Here is a 21,150-nt window from a genome sequence, read left to right as displayed (position 1 = left end):
AGGGCGGGTCCCTCCCGGCACCGCCCCCCTACGGCCCAAGCGCGCCCCAGAAAATCGCTAGCCGCACAAGACCGATCTTGGGTTGACACGGTTGACAGGTTGACACGGCGCCAGCTGTAGCTGCTTGGTCGGCGCGCCGAATAGCATAAACTCAAGACGATACGGTCGAAGATACTCGGATCAGGGGAAGCGCTATCTATCCAGCCGGGCAGTCGCTCACTTCAGCGAAATCGTAATCGCACTGAGGTTGGCGGCCATCTCCAGCCCGGCCTTGGGGCCCTGCAAGACCATCACGACGCCGTTGTCGTTTCGCAGGTGGACGCCGCCCACGCCGCCCACCAGAGCGCCGCCGCCGCCAACCGAGCTATAGGTGCCAGCGAAGTCGCTGACATCTCTGATGCCGGAGGCCCAGCCTTCCAGACGGCCGGCCGTCGCGCCGGCCGTGATGCCGAGGCTTATGCCTGTGACTCGGAACGGATAGCTACGGCCGCGATACATCAACACGCCTTTGCCTGCACCACCGCCAACCAGCAGGCCTGCCTTCACGATCTTCACCCGGACATGACCGGCAGCCTGCCCAAAAGCGGGGCCCGCCGCGATGCCGAGGGCGAAAAGCGCGATCGCTGCAAGGCGGATGGTCGACCGCCGCGCGACACTCCTCATCTCACGGTTTCGCCGCATCGACCTTCTTCCATGTCTGGTCGGGATCAAACAGCGTGAGGCGCTTGGCTACGAAGTCGGTGCGTTCGCCGAGATCCTTCTGGTAGACGATGCCGGCATGGTTGACGACGAAAGTCATCACGCCGGAATTGCCGTACTCGGCCGGCCAGGCAATCAGCGCAAAGCCGCCGATCATTTTACCCTTGACGACGTAATTGATGGCGCCACCGGGGGCGTCGGGTCCCTGCCCCTTGAGGATGCGGAAGTAGTAGCCGTGATAGGGCGTCATGCCCTCGCCGGCTTTATAGCCCTCACTCGAGGCTTGCGCCGCCAATGGACCAAGCGGACTCGGATCGCTGTCATCGCGCCAGAACAATCCATCCTTCTTGCCGGGCGAGGAGACGATGCGCTGGGCGTAGACGCCGATGCCCTCGCCGCGGTCCTTGTCGGCGTATTCGTTCTGCGCGTCGACAAAAGCGAGCGCGGTCTGGATCGCGTCAATCTCGTTGCGCCCGATGCGACGGCGAAGCACCTCGATGCGTCCTTCTTCGCTATCGAATTCCCAACCGGCCTTGGTGTTGACAAGCGGAATCGGGAACGGGAAATCGTCAGGGCCCAGGATGAGGGTCGCACTCTTGTTGCCCTCGGCCTTGATGCCGTGCCTGGCGTCATACATCGAGCTGAAACGCTGGCGGATGTCGTTGTCGGCAACCTCATCGCCGGAGAAAACGATATCCTCGGCTGCCCTGCCCAGCACTTTTAGAATGTCGCCAGGCCCGCTCTTGACCGCAGCAGCTAGCGCCGCGGCCGCGTCCTCGGGCGTCTTGTAGGATTGCTGTGCCTGGGCCGTAGAGCCAAGGAGTGCAAGCACGAACATGCCCGGCAACACCGCGCGCCGAAGTGATTTCAGACTGATCATGGCATCACCTCCGCAGGAAGCTTCGCGCCGCCAGCGAGCCAATCGCGGTAGGTGCGGAATGTCAGGCCCAGCTTTTCATAATGGACGCGGAGATAGCCGTCGCTGCCGCGAACCACAGCATGGGGCATCACCTGCTCGACCTCCTGCGCCATCACGCCGACATAGGCCTTGTCGCTGCCGATATAGCTGAAGCGGTAGTAGCCGAGGCCGTTGGCGAGGTGGCCGAGCAGGACGATGTCGTGCTTGAGTGCGATGTCGGAGCGCCGGCCACCGCCGCCACCTCCGCGGAAGCCGCCTCCGCCACCGCCGCCGCGCATCGCCATTCCGCCTCCTCCACCTCGGCCGGCCATGCTCGGACCGCCGCCACCGCCACGCGGCATGCTCGCCATACTGGCGCGGCCGCGCGCCGACGCCGCGGCCGCGGAGCGACCGGACGAGACGTTCATTGCGCCACCGCGATTGCCGCCTCCGCCGCGGTTGGCTGCACCACCGGCGGCGCGGTTCGCGGCCTTGGCGCGATCGCCGCCGCCCTTGGCAGTGGCCTTGGCCCGGTCACCACCGCCCTTGGCGCGATCCTTTGCACCATCCCTGGCACGATCTGCAGCAGCCGCACGGTCGCCACCGCCGCGCCGATCGCCTCGATCGCCAGCACGATCTCCGGCCCGGTCGCCAGCGCGATCTCCAGGTCCCCCACGATCACCAGCACGGTCGCCGGCGCGGTCTCCCGCACCCTGATTGGGACGCAGCACCTGGTTGCCGTCACGGCCGCGGAAGTCCATCCGGTCCGACGCGCCGGCCTTGAGATTGTTGTTGCCGAAGCGCTGCTGAACGTTGGTGTTGCTGTAGCGCACGCCTTGCCGATGCGCCGGATTGTGCTGCCAGCCGTTGCCGATGTTCGTGGTGCGATGGTTGACGTAGACGTTGCGATTGCCCCAATTGCAGCCGCCGCCCCAGTAATTGCCCCAGCGTCCGATCGCCCAGGCCGTGCCGAAAGCGATGCCTGCCGCAACCACTCCGGCGCCAATGTAGGACGGATAGCCCCAATAATACGGCGGATACTCCGCATAAGGCCAGCTGCCGTAGACGGTGGCCGGATCATAATATGGCACGTACATCGCCGCGGGGTCCGCCTGCTGGATCACGACGACCTGCTTGCCTTCCTGAGGCTGGACGCTGACCTTCTGCTGCTTGGTGGTGACCAGTTTCTTGTTGTCATAGGCCTTCGTGCGCAGTCGCTGGATCGCGTCCATCACGTCGGGCTGCTGGGCGAGAAAGGCGTCGCCGAGCTTCTTGGTCCAGTCGAGCTGATCACTCATCATGGTCAGGACGTCGGCGGTGCTCGCCAGCGCTTTGACGCTGTCGTCCCAGCCCTGCTTGTCCACCTCCGTCTTCAGCGCGTCGCCCTTCAAAGTCTTGCGCTCCTTCAGCCAGCGGTCGGCCTGCACGATCTCCAGCGGGTAGGTCGAGGCGGCCAGCACATTGGCAAGCAGCTCATCCGGATAGAGCGCGATCGGCGCGACGAGAGCCTCCAGCTGCTCGGGTTTCAGAAGCTCGGCCGTCGGCGCGGCTGGACTCGCCGGCTGCGCCTGGGGGGCGGCCGCAACCGGCTTGTCGGTCGTCTGGGCCGACACGCAAACGGGCGTCGCCAGCAGCAGCGCAACCGCCATCAACGTCTTGCCGCAGCGGATCATCGCATCCTCCATCTCAATCCAGCCGAGACCATGAGATCGAGAGCGCGACGTTCGTTGACAAAAATCAAAGAAACGCGCGGGTCGCCTGCTGCAACGCGGGATACTAGCTCGCGAGCGGGAGGCGAACGGTGAACAGCGCTCCACCGAACGGCTGGTTCTCCGCGGAAATCGTGCCGTGGTGGGCCTCGACGATCGTGCGGACGATCGCCAGTCCCATGCCCATGCCTTCCGGCTTGGTGGTGAAGAACGGATCGAAGATGGTCTTGAGATCGGCGACCGCGATACCGGCCCCCGTATCCCCCACGCGAATCTCGGCGAAGTTGCCGCTGCGAGCCGTGATCACGCTGACCTCACGCTTGCCTGCTTGAGCTTCCGAAATCGCGTCCAACGCGTTGAGAATGAGATTGAGCACGACCTGCTGCAGTTGAATGGGATCGCCCATGACGTGCAAGTCAGCCTCGGGCGGCGCATAGAAGCTCAGCTCGATATCGCGTCCCACCGCCACATCGGCGACAAATCCCATCACCTCTCGGACGGTTTCTTTCAGCTCAATTTCTCTGACCTCGAACGGCGCTTTCTTGAGCACGCTGCGCAACCGGCGGATCACCTCGCTGGCACGCTGATCGTCGCGCCTGATATCGGCCAGGATTTCGCGGATTTCCCGGAGATCGGGCGAGGAGCCTTTCAGCATCAGTTCCGCAGTTTCCGTATTGGTCAGAATTGAACCAAGGGGCTGGTTCAGCTCGTGCGCGATCGACGCGGTCAGCTCGCCGACGGCCGAGTAGCGGTTGACATGCGCGAGTTCAGCCAAGCGCTGACGGGATTCGACCTCGGCCAAGCGTCGGGCGCTGCGTTCGTGAAGCAAACCACTGATCAGTCCCGCTTGTATCAGGATCACCGCTGCGATCAGCGCCACTTGCCAGCGGTATTTTTCCCACACGCCCGGCTCACGAAACAGAACTTCGCTGCCCTCCGGCAAATTGCTCTCACTGATGCCCCACCGCTGCAGCTCGCGCCAGTCGTATTTGGGCGCAGCATATTCGATCGGCTCGATCTTAACGTCTGCAGGCTTCTCGCCGCCGAGGATTCGGAGTGCCGCCTCGGCGGTCTTTCGGCCTAGTTCGGGGATGGAATGCATCGGTCCACCGACGATATCGCTCCCGAAGAACGACTCCTCGAAACAGAAGATCGGGGCGTTCGCGACGGCGCGGAGGCGATGCAGCGCGCTCTCCCCGTCGTGAACGGCACCAGCCGCGTCGACGGACATCAATCCCCAAAACAACGCCGTGTTGGGCGAAAGTGACGAGGCCCGCTTCAGGATCTCGTCGAACGGCAGATCGCCGTACCAGACGAAGGAAACACGATCTTCGAGTGGTCTGACCTCCTTCTTGACCTCGTCGAGCCAGAATTTCTCCAGCGTCGACGCCCCGATGACGAGAGCGATCGTCCGCGTCTCCGGCAGCACTTGAAGGACGTTGCGGAACGCCGCGACAAAATCGTTGCGGACTGAAACCACCGTATCTTGCTCGGTCAGTCTCGCGCGGTCGATCAGCCGTTCTTCCACCGTTGTGAGGACCATCGGCACGTCCGAAAACAGGTCCGATCGATGTCTCTGCACGAAACCTGCGGCAGGCCCTCCGACGCTCATGATGATATCGGGCGGACGACCCTGATAGATCGAGCGAAGATATTCGACGAAGGGTCCTTCGGTATCGAGCCTGGTAAGGCGCGCAGTCAGGAGCGTGTGCTCCTGAATATCGAGTAGCCACGGAGAGCCCTGCTCGAGCTTTAGTTTGATGCTGCGAGCGTACTCGCTCCACGGCAGGAAGTCGCGGCCGAACGAATGCAGCAACAACACGCGCTTGGGCTCGCGGCGAGAGCCCTCCCCGGCAGCATCAACCGGCGCCAGTCCAAGGCTCGACCACAGCACCAGCGCAAGAAACAACAGCGCGATCTCGGCGACCGGTCGCTTGCTCGACGCAATGGAATTGCGCCCGCTCATGTTTTACTCCGACGGCGGCAGACCCTGCCGACGGCGCCATCACAGCACATTTGGCCGCAACTGCACCAGTGCCTGTTACACCGACACCGTTCCAAGCCGCCGATCGGGACGGGTCGAGTGGGTGCCCGATCTTCACGGTCCATTGCGAATTAGTGGCCACCGCTGAAGATCAGCGTCTTGAACGGCAGCAACAACGCCTGGATCCGCAACAAAAGCGCGTGGACGAAGCCAATCGCGTCGATGGCATGGAGGACGATGCGCCTGCCGGTCGACGTCTTGGGGTCGATGATCTCGTCGTGATTGCTGGTGTAGGCGTTCACGATGCAGGTGCTGCCGGCCGTCACGCCGTCGAGGCCGCCCTTGTAGAGCGGCTCCATAAACACCAGAATCGTCCCCGGTTTGGCGAGATTCTGCGCCTCGATGAGCTGTTCGCCGGTGCGAAACTGGCCGGCCGCGATGTAATCCTGCACGGTGGTCACGACCAGGGGAATGACGGCCCATGGCCTCGATACACAGGTGGCCTCGGCAACCATGCCCTCCTTCATCACGCCGGCTTCGATCTGGCCGAAGCCGGCCTGCAGCCTCTCTCGGCCGGCCCCCGCGGGAATCAGGATTCCCGCGGGCCGCATCAGCTGATTGACCACATCGCCGGCGCGCACGAGAAATTGCTCGACACGTCCGTCGACGCCGGCACGGACGAAGGTCTTGTCCAGATCGACCTGCGCCTCGGCCAGTGAGGCTTCCGCGCTGGCCTTTTGCGCCGGCAACAGCGTCGACACCTGCAAGGCAGCCGATTCCTTCGCCGCGAGGGCGGCGTCGATGCCCGCCTGACGCTGGTCGGCCACGACCTGAAGCTTCTCGATGTCGCGCTGCGGCACGATGCCGGGATTGCGACGCTGCAGCTCCGTCTTGACTTCGAGCTCGTCCTTGGCCTGCTGATAGCTGGCCCGGGCTTCCTGGATCTGCGCCTCGGCCTTGACGACGTCGGCCCTCGCGGACGCCATGGACGCATCGATCTCGGCGACCTTGCGCCTGGCCGTTTCCAGCGCGGCCGTCTGCTTCGAATTGTCCAGTCTGAAAAGGACGTCGCCTTTCTTCACAGCCTGGCTGTAGCCGACATTGACCTCGGCCACGCGGCCCGACCCCTCGGGCAGGATCGGGACGGTCCGGAACAGCATCGCCGCGTTGGAAGTCGCCGGATGGAAGAAGAAAACGCTGGTGATCAGCGCCACGGTCAGCATCAGGCAGCCGGTGATACCCCAGCGCAGCTCGTACCAGACCGAAAAGAGCGTGATCTCCTTGCCGAACCGTTTTCCTTGCGCAAAGCGCCGATAGAGGTAGTCGGGGAGAATGGTCAACACCGAGCAGATGATGAGCTCAAGCATGGCTGCGCACCTTTTGCTCGGTTTCGGCGATCTGATCCTCCCGACCGATCGTCGCTGGGGCGGCCGCCCTGTCCGGCTGGGGTGTCTCGCTCGCACCAACCGGTGACGCGCTGTCTGCGATCTTTTCCACCGACCCGGCGATGCTGCGCAGCGGCGTTCCGAAATCCGGCAGCTCGATCAGCGCAAGCATCAGGGCCGCGATCCAGTACAAATGCTCGTGCGTGAACAGGGCGAGAAGTCCCAGCACGGCGACGACCTCGAACTGCAGCTTCTGGGTCTTGTGCGCCATGCGCTCCGGCAGGCTGTGCAAATGCCAGTACAACAGCCCCACCGCAAAGACGGCCGCGATCAGGATGATGCCCGTCACGATCATCAGCGCATCCGTCTCGCCTGGCGAGATGATGTAGAAGGGCAGATGGTGTGGTGCCATCGGATGAAGCTGCTCGCTCAACGTGCTCTCCTGATCAGGGATCGGGCCGCCTCGATCCAGTTTGGCGACGCTCGAAGCTCCTTTGCTTGATTTGAATCAACGGAATGGCGCCCTTCCGACCTAGCCTTGCCCTAGCCTGAAACTGAGCAGCAGGAGACGTCGGCAATGTCCGCCAATCTCGACACCCTGATCCCCAATGCCATGCAAATCCGCAAGGAAGCGGCCCTGAAGGAAGCCGAAAAGGCGGAGGAGTATGCCCGGCTCGCCGCCGCGGCGGAGGACGAAAAGCGCGCCTTGATCGAGCGGCTGAGCAAGCCCTCCGGCAAGACCGAGGAAGAGAAGATCCAGCTTGCCGCGTCCATCATCCAGCGTGCGGTGCGCAACGGGCTGACCGAGGTGCAGGTCTATCGCTTTCCCAACACGCTCTGCACCGACAAGGGGCGCGCCATCAACCAGCAGGAAGCCGGCTGGGAGAAGACGCTGACCGGTATCCCGAAGGAGATCTTCCAGCTCTGGACCGACTATCTGAAGCCGCGCGGCTATCGCATCGCCTATCAGATCATCGACTTCCCGGGCGGCGTCCCCGGCGACATCGGCGTCTCGATCTCCTGGGGCGACTGAGTCTCATCCTCCGGGCGAGTTGGTAAAGCGAAAGGCAGGGCATGGCGAAGGACGAGGCCGGAGAGCGCATGAAGCGCAAGACTTACGAAAAGGAGCTGGAGAAACTTCAGGTCCAGCTCTGCCATCTCCAGGACTGGGTGAAGGAGAAGAAGCTGCGCGTCGTGGTGTTCTTCGAAGGCCGCGACGCCGCGGGCAAGGGCGGCACGATCAAGGCGATCACCGAGAAGGTCAGTCCACGCGTGTTCCGCGTGGTCGCCCTGCCCGCACCGTCCGACCGTGAGAAGTCGCAGCTCTTCATCCAGCGCTACATGCAGCATTTCCCGGCGGGCGGCGAGGTCGTGATCTTCGACCGGAGCTGGTACAATCGCGCCGGGGTGGAATACGTCATGGGGTTTTGCTCACCCGAGGACCACAAGCGATTCCTCGCACTGTGTCCGCAGATGGAGAAGCACCTCGTCGAGAGCGGTATCATCCTGATCAAGATCTGGCTCGAGGTCGGGATGGAGGAGCAGGAGCGACGCTTCCGCGCCAGGATCGACGACCCGTTGCGGCAGTGGAAACTGAGCCCGATGGACACGGAATCCTATCGGCGCTGGTACGAATATTCCAAGGCCCGCGACCTGATGTTCGAAGCAACGAGCTCCAAGCATGCGCCCTGGACCATTGTTCGTTCCGACGACAAGCGACGGGCGCGGCTCAATTGCATCGCGCATCTGCTGGATTCGATCCCGTACAAGCGCATCAGGAAGGACAAGGTCAAACTGCCGCCGCGCTCCGAGAAGGGGCGTTACAACGACCAGGCCAGCCTGCGTGGCATGAAGTTCGTGGAAGAGCGTTACTGAAGATGGTCTGAGATAGACGAAAACAGGCCGCGCAATGCGCGGCCTGTTTTTGCTACGTCAACTGTCTACTTCAACCGGATCGTCACCCCGCCGACGGCCGCCGACACTTCGGCGCCGACCTTTGGCCCGCTGAGCTGCAGGATCACGCCGTTGGCGTTTTGCAGTTGAACCGCGCCCGCGCCGGCCGCAACTGCGCCGCCGGCCCCGCCGACCGCGTAAGAGCCTTCGATCGATGCGGGCCCCCGCAAGTTCAACGCACGCCCGACGAACTTGGTCGTCGAGGCACCCACGGTCAATCCGACGCTCATGCCGGATACGGTGAACGGATAGTTCTTGCCGCGCAGGTGCAGCACGCCCTCGCCGCCTCCGACACCGACGATGAAGCCGCCCTTGGTGAAGACCACGGCAACGCTACCGGTCTCGGCGCGCGACGGCGCGCTGAAGCCGGCGAAACCGAGGACAAGAGCAGCAATGGCAACCAGTTTCTTCATGACTTTCCCCTGAGTTTGGCCCGCCTATTGAGCCAGAAGCATTGCGAAGTAACCGAAGATCGTGAGCAGGATGCCCGAGACGGCATAGCCGACCGGGAAGCCGATCCAGGGCACCGTGCTCTGGATCTCGACCGCGGCCTCGCGGCAAGGACCAGAGTGCGAGCGCGCGCCGGCCACCCCGCCCATCAGCACGGCCGGATTGATCTTGAATACGTGGAACCCGATCGCCCAGACGATGAACGGCGGGATCGTGCAGGCGATGAAGCCGACGATGAAGATCTTCAGCGCAACCGCGCCGGTGAGCTGAGCAAGGAGACCCGCACCGGCATTGACACCGACGATGGCGACGAACACCACGAGACCGAGATCCTCGAGCACATTGCGCGCCGCGTTCGGCGTGTTGCCGAAGAAGCGAAGCCGCGACACGATGGAGGAGACGATCACGCCCGACAGCAGCAAGCCGCCGGCATTGCCGAGGCCGACCTTTGCGCCGAACGCCGGGAATTCGACCATGCCGATCAGGAAGCCGATGATCATGCCGACCGACAGGGTCAGCAGATCGGTCGACGTGTTGGTCCGGGCAATACGGCCCCACATGTCGCCAAGCTCGTTGACGGCGGACTTCAGGCCGACCACCGAGACGATGTCCATCCGCTCCAGCTTGGTCTTCAGACCGGCCGGAATCTGCACGCCGCCGCGCTCGACCTTGGTCACCTGCAACTGGCCGGCGATCGCGTTGTCACGGAAGGACTCGAACGTGCGTCCCACCATGTCCTTGTTGGTGACGAGGATGTCCGCCTGGTCCATTGGAATGCCGAGTGTCTTGGCGTCGGCGACCTCGGGACCGATCAGGCCCATCTTGTCGGTGAGATGCTCGGTCGAGCCGCCAAGCGCGACGATGTCGCCCTTTTGCAGCACGAGGTCGGCGTCGGCACCTTGCGGCTCGCCGTTCCGTCCCACGTTGACGATCCGGTACTCCGGGTTCATCGCGCGGAATTTGGCGATACTCATGCCGGCGGTTGCAGGATTCTCCAGCCGATAGGCGCGCAGCCCGAACTGGCGATAGCCGGTGAGGCCGCCGCCTTCGAGATCCTTGACGCCGAACTCCTGCTCATACTGCTTTGCGGCGGCCTTGGCGTCGACGCCCCACCAGCGCGGCAGATATTTGCAGATCAGGATGATGCCGACCGTACCCCAGATATAGGTGATGCCATAGGACAGCGCGATCATGCCGGTGGCCTCTTCCGGCTTCATGCCTGCTGGCAGCTTCACGACGCCCGACGTTACAGCCTGTTCCGCCGAGCCGATCGCAGCCGACATCGTCTGCGATCCCGCAAGCATGCCACCAGCCGCACCCGGCGGCAATGCGAACAGCTTCGCCCCAAGCACGACCAACGTCAGCCCCAGCACGCTGGATACGACCGCGAGAAACAGAAACTTGACGCCGTCGCCTCGCAGGCTGTTCACGAAGGATGGACCGACCCGCAAGCCTACGCCGTACATGAAGAGATAATAGAACAGGCTCTTGGCAAAATTATTCAGCTCCAGCTTCACGCCGTAGCTTGAGGCCCAGACCGAGATGCCCGCCCCCACCACGATGGCACCGGCGACCATGCCGAGACCATAGCCCTTGATGCTGGCCCGACCGATATAGACGGCGAGGCCGACGACGAAGAACAGCAGCAGATATGGGTACTGCTGAAGGAATGTGAAAAAGCCCTGCATGTCCGATCCCCTCTAAGATGCGGCCTTGAGCTTCGGCGCGGCCGCAGGCTTGGGCCTGCCGATCTTCGCCAAGGCCTCCGTGCGCACGAGCTTCAGGCCTTCCTTGGCGTCGTAGCCGTGGATCTCCTTCACATCGAGCTTGCGCATGAAGTCGATGGTCTCCTGGGTGATGACCTGGCCCGGGACCATGATCGGGAAGCCAGGTGGATACGGGATGACGAAGTTCGCCGAGACGAGCTCGGGTCCCGCTTTCAGCCGCCGGTCGATCTCGGGATCGTTGAGGCGGATGTGCTCGCAACCTGCAACGTCATAAGCGGCATAGAAGCCGGTTCGGATGTCGCCTTCGTTGGTCTTCGCTCCGGCATCGCCGCGGAAGCTCGGATGGAAATGCGAGAAATTCGGCAGATCGGGCACATCCTTCATCAGGCTCGTCACCCGTGCCTCAAAGGTCTTCCTCGCATTGGCACCGCCCTGAGCAAGCCCACGATCGATCTCGCCCGCGATCTCGGCGAGCACGCGGATGAGATGCGCGACGTCGCTGCGGGTGTTGTTGATATTGGATTGGACCAGGACCGAGTTACGCGAGGTCTTGTTGACCTGGATGTTGTGGTCGCTCGCCAGGATGCCCTTGAACTGCGTGCCGTCGTAGCCGGCCGTTCCGCACACCAAGGTCATGCGGGTCGGGTCGAGGCAGAACTCGTCCTCGTCGAGGCTCTTGAGGGTATTTGCCCAGTTCACGCCGGCCGCGAGATAGTCGGTAAAGCCGCTCTGGCGGTACTGCGCCGGCACCATGGCGTCAGCGCCCAGCACACGGAAGTACTTCGAGATCAGCGGATTGTTGTTGACCGCATGGCGGATGGCGAACGCGATTTCGATCGCATTGGCGACGAGGCCGTAACCTTCCAGCTCCATCTGCCGCCGCGAAATGTCGAGGCTGGCGATGAGCTGCTGGTTCGGACTGGTGGAGGCGTGCGTGAAGACCGCTTCCTTGAACTGCTGCTCGACCGTGTGGAATTCGACGTCCTTCACCGAGAGCATGGAACCTTGCCGGATCGCCGACATCGACTTGTGGGTCGAGTTGGTCTGGTAGACGCGAAGACGGATCTGTCTGGGGTCAGGGATGAGCCTGGTCTTGAGCAGCACCTCGTCCGACGGGTTCTTGCCGAGTTCGGCCTGCTGCTTCTCATAGGCCACCACGGACTTCGGATCGTGCATCCACGCCTCGATCTCGTTGGCGGCGCCCATGGCCGTGCGCCGACGCAGGAAGGGCGAGAAGCGCGCGAAGCCAAACCAGGCCTCGTCCCACAGGAAGATCAGGTCCGGCCTGATGGCGAGGCATTCCTCCATCACGCGGCGCGTGTTGTAGATGTGGCCGTCGAAGGTGCAATTGGTGAGATCGACCATCTTGACGCGGTCGAGCCGGCCGTCGGCCTTGGCATTGAGCAGCGCCTGCTTGATCGTCTTCAACGGCACCGCGCCATACATCGAGTATTCCGTCATCGGGAAGGCTTCGACATAGAGCGGCTGCGCACCCGCCAGCACCATGCCGTAATGGTGGGACTTGTGGCAGTTGCGGTCGACGATGGCGATATCGCCGGGCGCAAGCAGCGCCTGCACCGCCATCTTGTTCGATGTCGACGTGCCGTTGGTGACGAAGAAGACGCGGTCGGCACCGAGGGCGCGGGCGGCCTTCTCCTGCGCCTTCTTGATGTTGCCCGTCGGCTCCAGCATGCTGTCGAGGCCGCCCGTGGTGGCGCTGCTCTCGGCCAGGAACAGGTTCGGGCCGTAGAACTCCCCCATGTCGCGAATCCAGTCCGACTTGAAGATCGACTTGCCGCGGGCGATCGGCAGGGCGTGGAACGTCCCGATCGGACGCTGCGCATATTTCTTGAGATTGTCGAAGAACGGGGTGTCGTACCGATCCTGGATGCCTTCGAGGATCGATAGATGCAGCTCCAGCAGCTCTTCCACTGAATAGAAGATACGGCGGACGACGTTGGCCTCGGGATTGCCTGCCAGTTCCTCGACGTCGCGATTTGAGATCATGTAGAGGTCGAGTTCCGGCCTGACCTTCTTGATGATCTGGGCGAGCCGGAGCGCGGAGGCGTCGGCTTCGTCCTTGAGCCCGGCCGTAGCCATGATCGAGCGAAGGACCGGCGCATCGTGCCGCGACCGCAGCCCAAAGCCCTCGTTGATAATGACCGCGGCGATATCAGGGTTGAGCATGGTCGCACAGAACGCGTCTTCGAGGCTGCCGACGATGACGGGCTCATAGATGAAGCCGTCGACCGGACGGCGCAGCTTGCGCCATTCGGCGGCGAGTGCCGGCCATTGGGTGGATGACACGCCGGTCACGATGAGGGTTTCGAAATAGGGCCGGCGCGTCGTGGGTCCGCCAAACGAGGGCGGCACCAGCTCAGGCACGTCGCCATTGCCCTCGTCCTTCGCGCTCCAGTCGCCGGCATGCTGACGGAACGACCGGGTCGCCAGCGCCTGGGCAATCTTCGTCGCAAGCGCGAACGATGTGGCCCCGTCGCCCGCCGCTGCGGATTCCCGCAGCACTGCCATCAGGTGCAGACCGGGATAGCCATGGAATTCCTCGGTCACCGAGAGCTCGGCCAACGCCGCATCGTAGGCCGCGCGATTGCCGACCCGCGCCCAGACCTTCGCTGCTTCCACGAGATCGCGCCAATCATCGGCCCGCGCTCCGGGCCCGGAAAAGAATCGATCGATACGCTTCTCTACGGAGTTTGCATCCTTGGACATGTCGCTCTCCCGATCCCAGGGCAATTGTGATGCGGGATCGTGACCTCACCGCCCTCCCCTCCATTGATCCAAGTCAACGGTCTGAATGATCTTGGAAGGCCCTGACGCCGCGCGTGCATCTCGCAGCGCAAAAACCGTCAGCCCCCCTTCGCATCGTGGCCGCCCAGCACGCTATCGAGCGTCCGCAGCCACTGCGTGCTGTCGGTCTTTTCGGCCAACCCTTCCGCCCGCAAGAGATCACGCAGCTGCGCATGCGCGCCGACAATGCAGAGTGCGACGTGACGGGAGGCGAGTTCGTCATAGAGATCGTGCAGCATGCGCGCGCCCGCGAGATCGATATAGGGCGATGCCGAGAGATCGCAGACCACCAGCCTGATATCGACCGATTTGGCCAGCGCCTTCAGCACAGCCGCAAGGATGATCTCGGCATTGATATAGAGCAGCGAGGCCTCAGGCCTGAAGGCGATCACGCCGATGAGAGGTTCCACGCCCTCATGTCTGGCGCTGTCGGAATAGCGGCCGGTCCCCGGCAAGCGGCCGAGAAAGGCGATGTTCGGCTGCGACGCCCGCGCCAGCAGCAGGAAGATCGACGCGATCGCAGCGAGCAGCACGCCTTGAAGGATTCCCAGAAGCAGCACCGCAACCAGCGCGATGGCCGCCGCATAGAAATCGATCCGGCTGACCTTCCACATCCGCCATAGCGCCGGAATGTCCACCAATTTGTACACGGCGGCAAAGACGATCGCGGCCAGCACCGCCTTGGGAAGATTGGTGAGCAGGCCTGTGAAGAACAACAGACACAGTGCCAAGGCCACCGAGCAGATCAGCAGCGCAAGTGGCGTCCGTGCGCCCGCATTGTCGTTCACGGCCGATTGGGACAAGCCGCCGGCGACCGGGTAGCCGTGGCCGAATGCCGCCGCAAGGTTGGCGGCGCCCAGGCCGAGAAATTCCTGCCGAACGTCGAGCGTATATCCATGCTTGGCAGCGAAACTGCGCGCCGCCGACACCCCTTCGATATAGGCCAGCAAGAGACAACCCGCCGCAATGGGAAAAAGCTCTTCGGGCTCGACCAGGCCGAGCGTCGGAACGGCAAGGGTCGGCAGCCCCTCGGGAATCTTGCCGGTGACCGGCACCCCCATGGCAGGCAGCCCAAGCAGCGTGGCCGCCACGATCGAGAGTGCCACGATGGTGATGCCGACCGGCCGCCCCGGCAAGAGCCGCTCACCGAGCAGCAACAGCAGCAGCGCAACAGCACCGACCGCCAGCACCAGCAGATTCGTGTCGCCAAGCTGCCCAGTGATGTGGATGGCCCGATCGAAGAAATTGCGTCCCCCGCCGGGGATGCCGAACAGGCTCGGCAACTGGCTCATGATGATGGTGAGCCCGGCGCCCGCCTTGAAGCCGACCAGGATGCTGTCGCTGACCAGACGGACGAGGCTGGACAATTTGAAGGCCCAGGCGATCAGGCAGAGCAGCGCCACGGCACAGGCGACGAGGCTGGCGATCTGCGCATAACGAACCGGATCGCCTGCGGCGAGCGAACCGACCGTGCCCGCGATCATCAGCGAGATGGCCGAGGTCGGGCCGATGGCGAGCTGGCGGGAGGAGCCAAGAAGCGCATAGCCGATGCCGCCGAGAATATAGCCGTAGACACCGATCTGCGGCGGCAAGCCTGCAAGGGCCGCATAGGCGAGCGATACAGGAATTGCGTACGCGGCCAGCGTCGCGCCCGCCACCGAGTCCGAGGGCAACCATGCCAGCCGGTATTCGGAGAGCCAGCTAAAGGCCGGAAACAGACGCCTCCAGCCAACCCGCGGTTCAGATGCTGGCTTCATGAGCTCACCTCGGAGCGTCCGGCTTCGCACCGCAACATCACGATCAACAAGGCAGCCACAGGAAGCCCAAGCGCGAGGGCCGGGACAGCCTTGGTCACGAGAGCACCGAGGGCCGCGCCGAGTCCGAAGGCAGCGCACACGGCCGTAAAGATGCCGGAGCGACGCAATGTCCCGACAGCGGCACCTGCGGAAGCCACTGCGAAGATACCCTCGATCGCCTGGCGCATGTTACCGGTGATCATCACCGTGCTGTACGTCGCGCCCTCGACCTTGGTGAAGATCGCGGCCTGCATCGCGGCGACGAGCGAAATCCCCAACGTGCCGGCTATCTCGGGCATTCGATTATGGAGAATGCCGATGCCGACCAGAAGCAGGATTTCGACCAGGATGCTGATCGCGCTGGCTCTCTCGCCAGCAGCGCGGCGCAGCCAGGCGGCGACCACGATGCCAACCGCGAAGGCCATGATCGGAGGGACGAAATGCAGCGCCCTCACCCAGTCACCAGCCACTCCGTAAACCCAGAGAAAAACGAGATTCGCCGTTTGCGCGTTCGCCATGACACCATGGACGATCCAGGTATAGGCATCCAGGCAGCCGCCAGCGAAAGCCAGCAGCAGTGCAACGGTGATCGTTTCATCGCGGCGCAGCAATGCAGCCGCAGCAATGGCCTGAGAGCTCATATCCGAGATGTCGTTTGCCGCCGATCCGGCGAATGGCGGATTGACGCCGCTCCGGCGCAGAGAAGGCTTGACTTGAATCAAAGCTCCGATGGGCTTTGAGGATTCAATTTCGGGAACACGTGCGCTGGGGAATAGCGACCATGGACGCCATCAGGTGGATCATCTCCACCGCTCCCGAGATCTTCCTGCTGATCGCCGTCGCTCTTGGGACCGTGCTGGGTCGGATCAGGATCCGCGGCTTCTCGATCGGCACAACCGCCTGCACGCTCATCGTCGCCGTTCTCATCGGTCAACTCGGCAGCTTTGCATTTCCGTCGGTGCTGCGCGTCATCCTGTTCAGCCTGTTCGTGTTCACGATCGGCTACAAATCGGGACCTGAGTTCTTCGCCTCCTTGAGCATCCGCACTTTGGCCCAGGTCGCCATGGCGGTCGTGCTTGGCGGTACGGGTCTGATCATCGTACTGGCGTTTGCCTTTACGGTAGGGCTCGATCCAGGCACCGCTTCGGGGCTCGCTGCAGGTGCACTGACGCAATCCTCCGTGATCGGCACGGCCTCAGGTGCCCTGGCGCAACTTGGTCTGCCGAAGGCATTGCTCGAGCAGCAAGAGGCGAATATCGCGGCCGGCTATGCCGTCACTTACGTCCTCGGCTATATCCTCACCCTGATCTACGTGCCGTTCGTCGCGCCCAAGCTGATGGGCGTCAATCTCAAGGACGAAGCCAAGAAGCTCGAAGTCGAACTTGCCGGCGGCGAGCCGCCCAAGACCGAGAACCTGCACTACCGCAAATTCCAGGCGCGCGCCTATCGCGTCTCGGCGGCCGCGGGCAGAACCGTGAAGGCGATCGAGGACGAGATCGGCAGCCGCACCGTCATTGAGCGGATCGTACGTCAGGGAGCCGACATCGAACCGCATCTCGACACCGTGCTCGAGGCCGGCGACGACATCGTGATCGCCGGACGGACAGCGGTGATCGTCGCCGCGCGGCCCGTGCTCGGCACCGAGATCGACGCCGACGAGATCCTTAAAGCGATGCCGGGCAATGTCGTCGACGTGCTGGTCGACAATCGCAAGCTCCACGGCCGCTCGGTCCAGGACGTCGCCGACCGCGTCGGCAGCAATGCGCGCGGCGTGTTCCTGCGAACCCTGACCCGGATGGGGCGCGAAGTGCCGCTCAGCCCTGACACGCGCATCTATGTCGGCGACGTCATGACGCTGGTCGGCACCAGCCGCAACATTGAACGTGCGGCCGCACAGGTCGGGCAGATCTTGCGCGCCGGCGACCGGACCGACATCGCCTTCCTCGCAGCCGGCATTGCCGCCGGCTTGCTGGCCGGCCTGATCAGCTTCAAGGTCGGAGGCATCGCGCTGACGCTCGGCGGCGGCGGCGGCGCCTTGATCGCGGGCCTCGTCTGCGGCTGGTTGCGGTCACGCCGGCCGACCATGGGCGCGATGCCGCCCGCTGCGCAGCAGACGCTGAGCGACCTCGGCCTCGGCGGCTTCATTGCCGCCATCGGCCTCGGCAACGGCCATGCAGCCTGGATCGCAATCCAGGCACATGGCTTGCTGCTGGTCGGCATGGGTCTCCTCGTTACGCTGGTGCCGCTGATCGTGGCGACGCTGTTCGCCTATCACGTGCTGCGCATGAACCCGGTGGTTACCTGCGGCGCCCTGGCGGGCGCCATGACGGTCGACGCAGCCGTGACGGGCGCCTGCGAGGTCGCCGAAAGCCAGACCCCGGTGCTCGGCGTCGCCGTGCCTTATGCCGTCGGCAACGTCGTCCTGACGGTGCTTGGCCCCATCATCGTGGCGGCGACATTTACCGGGTGAGGAGGATGGGATGCGGACTTATGCCTCGGTCCAACGAACAATGTGGCCGGTGCTGCTGTTGCTGGCTCTCTTGATTGTGCCGGCCAATGCCGACGATCAGGCCGCCCCACGACGCATTCAGGAAGAGATCTGGGCTCTTCCATTGCCGCTCCCCATGTTCGCTTATCTGGTGCGTCCCGTGGGCGACGGCCCGTTTCCGCTGGTGATCATGAACCACGGCGTGTCGCTCAACCCCACCGAGCGCAGTTTCTTTCCTCTGGTCGAGTTTCGCGATGCGGCCAAATGGTTTGCCAGGCAAGGCTATCTGGTGGTGGCGCCGGTCGGCACGGGATACGGCGCTTCCGCCATCGACATTCCCGAGCGCGGGATCTACGGACCGTTCTTCTCGAAGGTCGGAAAGTGCACCAATCCGAATTTCCGCGATGCGGGTCTTGCCGTCGCCCAGGCTGACCTCTGGATCATCGAGTACATGGTCGCCGAGAAGCGGGTCCTGCCGGACGGCGTGATCGTGGTCGGGCAATCCGCCGGCGGATGGGCGTCGATCGCGCTGTCGAGCCTGAACCCGCCGCAGGTCAAGGGGATCATCACCTTCGCCGCAGGCCGCGGCGGCCGGGTCGACGGCAAGCCGAACAACAACTGTGCGCCCGACAAGCTTGTTGAGACCACGGGTGAATTCGGCCGCACCTCACGGGTGCCGATGCTGTGGATCTACATCGAGAACGACACGTTCTTCGGCCCGGCATTGTCGAAGCAGATGCATCAGGCCTTCGTTGCCGCCGGAGGCAAAGCCGAATACCGCCTGATGCCGCCATTCGGCAACGAAGGGCATTATTTCATCGGCTCGCCCGATGCCATTCCGCTCTGGTCACCTCTCGTCACCAAATTTCTCAATGCGCCGAAGTGATGCATCGCCGGCGTCAGGAGGAGCACGACATGTATGCTTGCAATCGGAACTCTGTTCGCAGCTGGATTGGCAAGGCTGGCCCTGCGGCTTTGCTCTCCGTCGCCATGGCAGCGCCGGTGCTCGCCGAGATCACGCCTCGCGGGCAACGATCCGCAAATGACATCAAGTACGGCGAGTGGAAGAAGCTCTGCTTCAAGGCTGCCGGCGCGCCGCTGCTTTGCAGGACCTCCATCTCGGGGACTTACGAGACCGGCCAGATGGCAGTTCGGATCGATCTGATCGAACGCGAGAAAGGCGGCAATGCGCGCCTGCAGATCTTCGTGCCGGTCGGCATGTACCTGCGGACACCTGCCAAGCTGAAGGTGGACGCTAGCGCGCCCCACCCGGTTCCCTACAATTGGTGCCTCAGCAACGCCTGCATCGCAGGCGATGTGGCGAGCCCGAAGCTGGTCAAGGAGATGGACACGGGAAAGATGCTGACTCTGGAGGTCGTCGATTCCAATTTGCTGTCGCTGTCGACCGCCCTGCCGCTCGCTCAGTTCGGCACCGCTCACAATGGACCGCCGGCGCAGACGCTGGAGCAAGATATCGAGGAGTGAGCAAGCGGTCCCGCACCTTCTTCAGGCGTCGTACTCGGCGAGCCCCTTGCGGTCGAGCAGCACGATCTGCCGCTGCGTCGCGCCTTCGAACCTCAGCATCTTCTGGTCGCGCAGTGTGGAGCACGCGCGCGAGACGGTTTCGAGGGTCAATCCGAGATAGTCGGCGATGTCGCGACGGCTCATGGGCAGCACTAGGACCTCGGGATAGCCGAGCCGCTCGTCGATCTCGAGCAGAAACGCGGCCACCCGCTCCAGCGCCGTCTTCCGGCCAAGCAGAAGCATGTGATTTTCGGCATGCTGCAGATTGCGCGTGACGAGGCCAAGAAAGCTGGAAGCGCCGGATTCCCGGCTTTGCATCGTCTCGAGAAGGCTGCGCCGTTTGGTGATGCGGACCCTGGTCTCGACAACCGCCTCCGCAGTGAAACGATGGGTTGCGCCATTCTCGAGCCCGAACATGTCGCCCGGCAGGTGGAAGGAGTTGATCTGACGGCGGCCGTCGGCGAGCAGCTTGTAGGTCCGCACCGCGCCGGAGATGATCCGGTACACGTACTCCGTTTCCTCGCCTTCGCCGAAGACTTCCGTCCCTCTGCGATACCTGAATTCGCTGCAGAACACGCGCTCGCCGGCGAGTGCTGCGAGATGCCCGTCAACCGGACGGATGCTGGAGGTGTTGGTCCTGATCAGCATCTGAAAAACTCCGACTGAATTAACAATGCATGAATGCTAGGCAGGGCACAGCCGAGCGGACTTGATCTGCGGCAAATTCAATGTGGTATCCGTATTTGCCCGGGGGAGCGGCCGGCCACGCGCTTGCGAATCGGTCATCAAAGCACCTCCAAAGGCCGGACTGCCAAAAGCCGATAAGAAGCTTCGAAGGCGCGGATTTGCGCCGGATCAACAACACACGCCGAAATTCACTTAGCTTGCGGCAACTTGGGGGGCCGCGTCCCAGCGGCGCGCCGGCGCTGAAAAGCGGCAGCCCTGTTCACATCAGGGCGCCACCTTTCTGTCGCAATGGGCGAATGCTTGAAAAGAAACGACATGCCTGCGCGTCTGCCTTCTGTTCAGGTTCTGACCGTACTTCTGCTTCAGCGTCGACGGGGCTGAGTATGCGACTTGGCCAGTCTCCACGGCGCGGCGTGGATACCGCACGCCCAGCGGCACATTCCAACCTTATTCGCTCCAACGCATGCATTACTCGAAGCTCTACGACTTCACACCGATGCCTTATTCGATCTTCTTCCACGGCGGATACGCAATTCACGGGACATTCGATGTTCCCAATCTCGGGCGTGCCGTGTCCCACGGCTGCATCCGGTTGGCGCCCAAGCAGGCGCAATCGCTGTTCGAATTGGTCCAGACACAGGGACCTCAGAATACAACGATCGAGATCGCGCCTTGATGCAGAGGCACGACGCCATCTCGGCGGAGGCTTATATTTCTAGCCGAACCTCTGGATCGGTGCGGCCGCCGCGAAGCATCGACCCGGCACGTCGATTGGCGGCTTGCAGGTCGCTTTACGAGCCTTGAGCAGGTCTCGCGGCTGCTGGCGCACCGGCTCTTTGTCCAGCGCTCTGCGCTTTAATTGCATCGTTGGCAATCTGTCGCTTTTCCCCGGCCGATTTGCGGTCTGTTCGAGAAAGGACTGAGGTTCCGCCGACATGCCAGGCAGCGGAATGCCCTGGTGAACGGCCATCGCGGTCGTCATGCCTGCGATGTAGATGAGTGAATGCAACGTGAGTGTCTTGAAAAGCATGATGCTGCCCATTCC

Annotated in this window: 18 protein-coding genes and 1 pseudogene; 6 read left to right on the top strand and 13 right to left on the bottom strand. The window is 63.2% G+C overall.

The window, feature by feature from the left end; genetic code table 11:
- Positions 1–216 precede the first annotated feature (216 nt).
- The 6 genes from HYH08_RS31065 to HYH08_RS31040 all read right to left on the bottom strand — a co-directional run bounded on the left by HYH08_RS31065 (position 217) and on the right by HYH08_RS31040 (position 7,108).
- Positions 217–663: a hypothetical protein gene (locus HYH08_RS31065; RefSeq protein WP_349631476.1), complete on the bottom strand. Its 447-nt coding sequence runs from the start codon at positions 661–663 to the stop codon at positions 217–219.
- Between the two features lies 1 nt (position 664).
- Entirely contained in the window at positions 665–1,579 is a 915-nt protein-coding gene (locus HYH08_RS31060; RefSeq protein ID WP_220013635.1) for a DUF2950 domain-containing protein, read from the bottom strand.
- The gene (locus HYH08_RS31055; protein WP_220013634.1) at positions 1,576–3,270 is read right to left on the bottom strand and encodes a DUF3300 domain-containing protein; all 1,695 of its coding nucleotides are present in this window, start codon (positions 3,268–3,270) and stop codon (positions 1,576–1,578) included. Before HYH08_RS31055 ends, HYH08_RS31060 begins: the two co-directional genes overlap by 4 nt.
- Before the next feature lie 103 nt (positions 3,271–3,373).
- Entirely contained in the window at positions 3,374–5,272 is a 1,899-nt protein-coding gene (locus HYH08_RS31050) for a sensor histidine kinase (RefSeq protein ID WP_220013633.1), read from the bottom strand.
- A 149-nt stretch (positions 5,273–5,421) separates the two neighbouring features.
- Positions 5,422–6,657: an HlyD family secretion protein gene (locus HYH08_RS31045; RefSeq protein WP_220013632.1), complete on the bottom strand. Its 1,236-nt coding sequence runs from the start codon at positions 6,655–6,657 to the stop codon at positions 5,422–5,424.
- A complete protein-coding gene (locus HYH08_RS31040) occupies positions 6,650–7,108 on the bottom strand; it encodes a hypothetical protein (protein ID WP_220013631.1) in 459 nt (152 codons plus the stop codon). The genes HYH08_RS31045 and HYH08_RS31040 overlap by 8 nt, the downstream gene beginning before the upstream one ends.
- A 144-nt stretch (positions 7,109–7,252) precedes the next feature.
- On the opposite strand from HYH08_RS31040, the gene HYH08_RS31035 reads away from it, so the two are divergent.
- A complete protein-coding gene (locus tag HYH08_RS31035; RefSeq protein ID WP_220013630.1) occupies positions 7,253–7,708 on the top strand; it encodes a hypothetical protein in 456 nt (151 codons plus the stop codon).
- A 41-nt stretch (positions 7,709–7,749) separates the two neighbouring features.
- Entirely contained in the window at positions 7,750–8,550 is an 801-nt protein-coding gene (gene ppk2, locus HYH08_RS31030; protein ID WP_220013629.1) for a polyphosphate kinase 2, read from the top strand.
- A gap of 65 nt (positions 8,551–8,615) precedes the next feature.
- Here the strand turns inward: ppk2 and HYH08_RS31025 are convergent, their stop codons facing one another.
- The 5 genes from HYH08_RS31025 to HYH08_RS31005 form a co-directional block, all read right to left on the bottom strand.
- Entirely contained in the window at positions 8,616–9,041 is a 426-nt protein-coding gene (locus HYH08_RS31025; protein WP_220013628.1) for a hypothetical protein, read from the bottom strand.
- A gap of 24 nt (positions 9,042–9,065) precedes the next feature.
- Positions 9,066–10,766: an aspartate:alanine exchanger family transporter gene (locus tag HYH08_RS31020; RefSeq protein WP_220013627.1), complete on the bottom strand. Its 1,701-nt coding sequence runs from the start codon at positions 10,764–10,766 to the stop codon at positions 9,066–9,068.
- A gap of 12 nt (positions 10,767–10,778) precedes the next feature.
- On the bottom strand, positions 10,779–13,532 hold the full coding sequence (locus HYH08_RS31015) for a decarboxylase (protein WP_220013626.1): 2,754 nt from the start codon (positions 13,530–13,532) through the stop codon (positions 10,779–10,781).
- 137 nt (positions 13,533–13,669) lie between these two features.
- Entirely contained in the window at positions 13,670–15,367 is a 1,698-nt protein-coding gene (locus HYH08_RS31010; RefSeq protein WP_220013625.1) for a SulP family inorganic anion transporter, read from the bottom strand.
- A complete protein-coding gene (locus HYH08_RS31005; protein WP_220013659.1) occupies positions 15,364–16,047 on the bottom strand; it encodes a YoaK family protein in 684 nt (227 codons plus the stop codon). The genes HYH08_RS31010 and HYH08_RS31005 overlap by 4 nt, the downstream gene beginning before the upstream one ends.
- A gap of 140 nt (positions 16,048–16,187) precedes the next feature.
- Here HYH08_RS31005 and HYH08_RS31000 point away from each other — a divergent pair, with 140 nt between their 5' ends.
- From HYH08_RS31000 to HYH08_RS30990, 3 genes are read left to right on the top strand one after another with little or no spacing between them, the layout of a single operon-like run.
- Entirely contained in the window at positions 16,188–17,876 is a 1,689-nt protein-coding gene (locus HYH08_RS31000) for an aspartate-alanine antiporter-like transporter (protein WP_220013624.1), read from the top strand.
- 10 nt (positions 17,877–17,886) lie between these two features.
- Positions 17,887–18,780, top strand: coding sequence for an alpha/beta hydrolase family protein (locus HYH08_RS30995; protein WP_220013623.1), 894 nt, complete (start codon positions 17,887–17,889; stop codon positions 18,778–18,780).
- A gap of 29 nt (positions 18,781–18,809) precedes the next feature.
- The gene (locus tag HYH08_RS30990; RefSeq protein WP_220013622.1) at positions 18,810–19,379 is read left to right on the top strand and encodes an invasion associated locus B family protein; all 570 of its coding nucleotides are present in this window, start codon (positions 18,810–18,812) and stop codon (positions 19,377–19,379) included.
- A gap of 21 nt (positions 19,380–19,400) precedes the next feature.
- On the opposite strand, the gene HYH08_RS30985 is transcribed toward HYH08_RS30990, so the two are convergent.
- Positions 19,401–20,066: a helix-turn-helix domain-containing protein gene (locus tag HYH08_RS30985; RefSeq protein ID WP_220013621.1), complete on the bottom strand. Its 666-nt coding sequence runs from the start codon at positions 20,064–20,066 to the stop codon at positions 19,401–19,403.
- Between the two features lie 421 nt (positions 20,067–20,487).
- Between HYH08_RS30985 and HYH08_RS30980 the strand changes: the two are divergent.
- Positions 20,488–20,781: pseudogene (locus HYH08_RS30980) on the top strand (L,D-transpeptidase); the annotation flags it as partial.
- A 39-nt stretch (positions 20,782–20,820) separates the two neighbouring features.
- On the opposite strand, the gene HYH08_RS30975 reads toward HYH08_RS30980, so the two are convergent.
- Positions 20,821–21,147 carry a hypothetical protein gene (locus HYH08_RS30975; RefSeq protein ID WP_220013620.1) on the bottom strand — a complete coding sequence of 109 codons (327 nt, stop codon included), beginning with the start codon at positions 21,145–21,147 and terminating at the stop codon, positions 20,821–20,823.
- Positions 21,148–21,150 lie beyond the last annotated feature (3 nt).

The organism is Bradyrhizobium sp. BR 10289 (assembly GCF_019455385.1).
GTDB lineage: Bacteria > Pseudomonadota > Alphaproteobacteria > Rhizobiales > Xanthobacteraceae > Bradyrhizobium.
This window is presented reverse-complemented; position numbering and strand designations above follow the sequence as displayed.

Coding starts and splice junctions, on each gene's coding strand:
- HYH08_RS31065 (WP_349631476.1), bottom strand. CDS start 663: ATGAGGAGTGTCGCGCGGCGGTCGACCATCCGCCTTGCAGCGATCGCG.
- HYH08_RS31060 (WP_220013635.1), bottom strand. CDS start 1,579: ATGATCAGTCTGAAATCACTTCGGCGCGCGGTGTTGCCGGGCATGTTC.
- HYH08_RS31055 (WP_220013634.1), bottom strand. CDS start 3,270: ATGATCCGCTGCGGCAAGACGTTGATGGCGGTTGCGCTGCTGCTGGCG.
- HYH08_RS31050 (WP_220013633.1), bottom strand. CDS start 5,272: ATGAGCGGGCGCAATTCCATTGCGTCGAGCAAGCGACCGGTCGCCGAG.
- HYH08_RS31045 (WP_220013632.1), bottom strand. CDS start 6,657: ATGCTTGAGCTCATCATCTGCTCGGTGTTGACCATTCTCCCCGACTAC.
- HYH08_RS31035 (WP_220013630.1), top strand. CDS start 7,253: ATGTCCGCCAATCTCGACACCCTGATCCCCAATGCCATGCAAATCCGC.
- ppk2 (WP_220013629.1), top strand. CDS start 7,750: ATGGCGAAGGACGAGGCCGGAGAGCGCATGAAGCGCAAGACTTACGAA.
- HYH08_RS31025 (WP_220013628.1), bottom strand. CDS start 9,041: ATGAAGAAACTGGTTGCCATTGCTGCTCTTGTCCTCGGTTTCGCCGGC.
- HYH08_RS31020 (WP_220013627.1), bottom strand. CDS start 10,766: ATGCAGGGCTTTTTCACATTCCTTCAGCAGTACCCATATCTGCTGCTG.
- HYH08_RS31015 (WP_220013626.1), bottom strand. CDS start 13,532: ATGTCCAAGGATGCAAACTCCGTAGAGAAGCGTATCGATCGATTCTTT.
- HYH08_RS31010 (WP_220013625.1), bottom strand. CDS start 15,367: ATGAAGCCAGCATCTGAACCGCGGGTTGGCTGGAGGCGTCTGTTTCCG.
- HYH08_RS31005 (WP_220013659.1), bottom strand. CDS start 16,047: ATGAGCTCTCAGGCCATTGCTGCGGCTGCATTGCTGCGCCGCGATGAA.
- HYH08_RS31000 (WP_220013624.1), top strand. CDS start 16,188: ATGGACGCCATCAGGTGGATCATCTCCACCGCTCCCGAGATCTTCCTG.
- HYH08_RS30995 (WP_220013623.1), top strand. CDS start 17,887: ATGCGGACTTATGCCTCGGTCCAACGAACAATGTGGCCGGTGCTGCTG.
- HYH08_RS30990 (WP_220013622.1), top strand. CDS start 18,810: ATGTATGCTTGCAATCGGAACTCTGTTCGCAGCTGGATTGGCAAGGCT.
- HYH08_RS30985 (WP_220013621.1), bottom strand. CDS start 20,066: ATGCTGATCAGGACCAACACCTCCAGCATCCGTCCGGTTGACGGGCAT.
- HYH08_RS30975 (WP_220013620.1), bottom strand. CDS start 21,147: ATGGGCAGCATCATGCTTTTCAAGACACTCACGTTGCATTCACTCATC.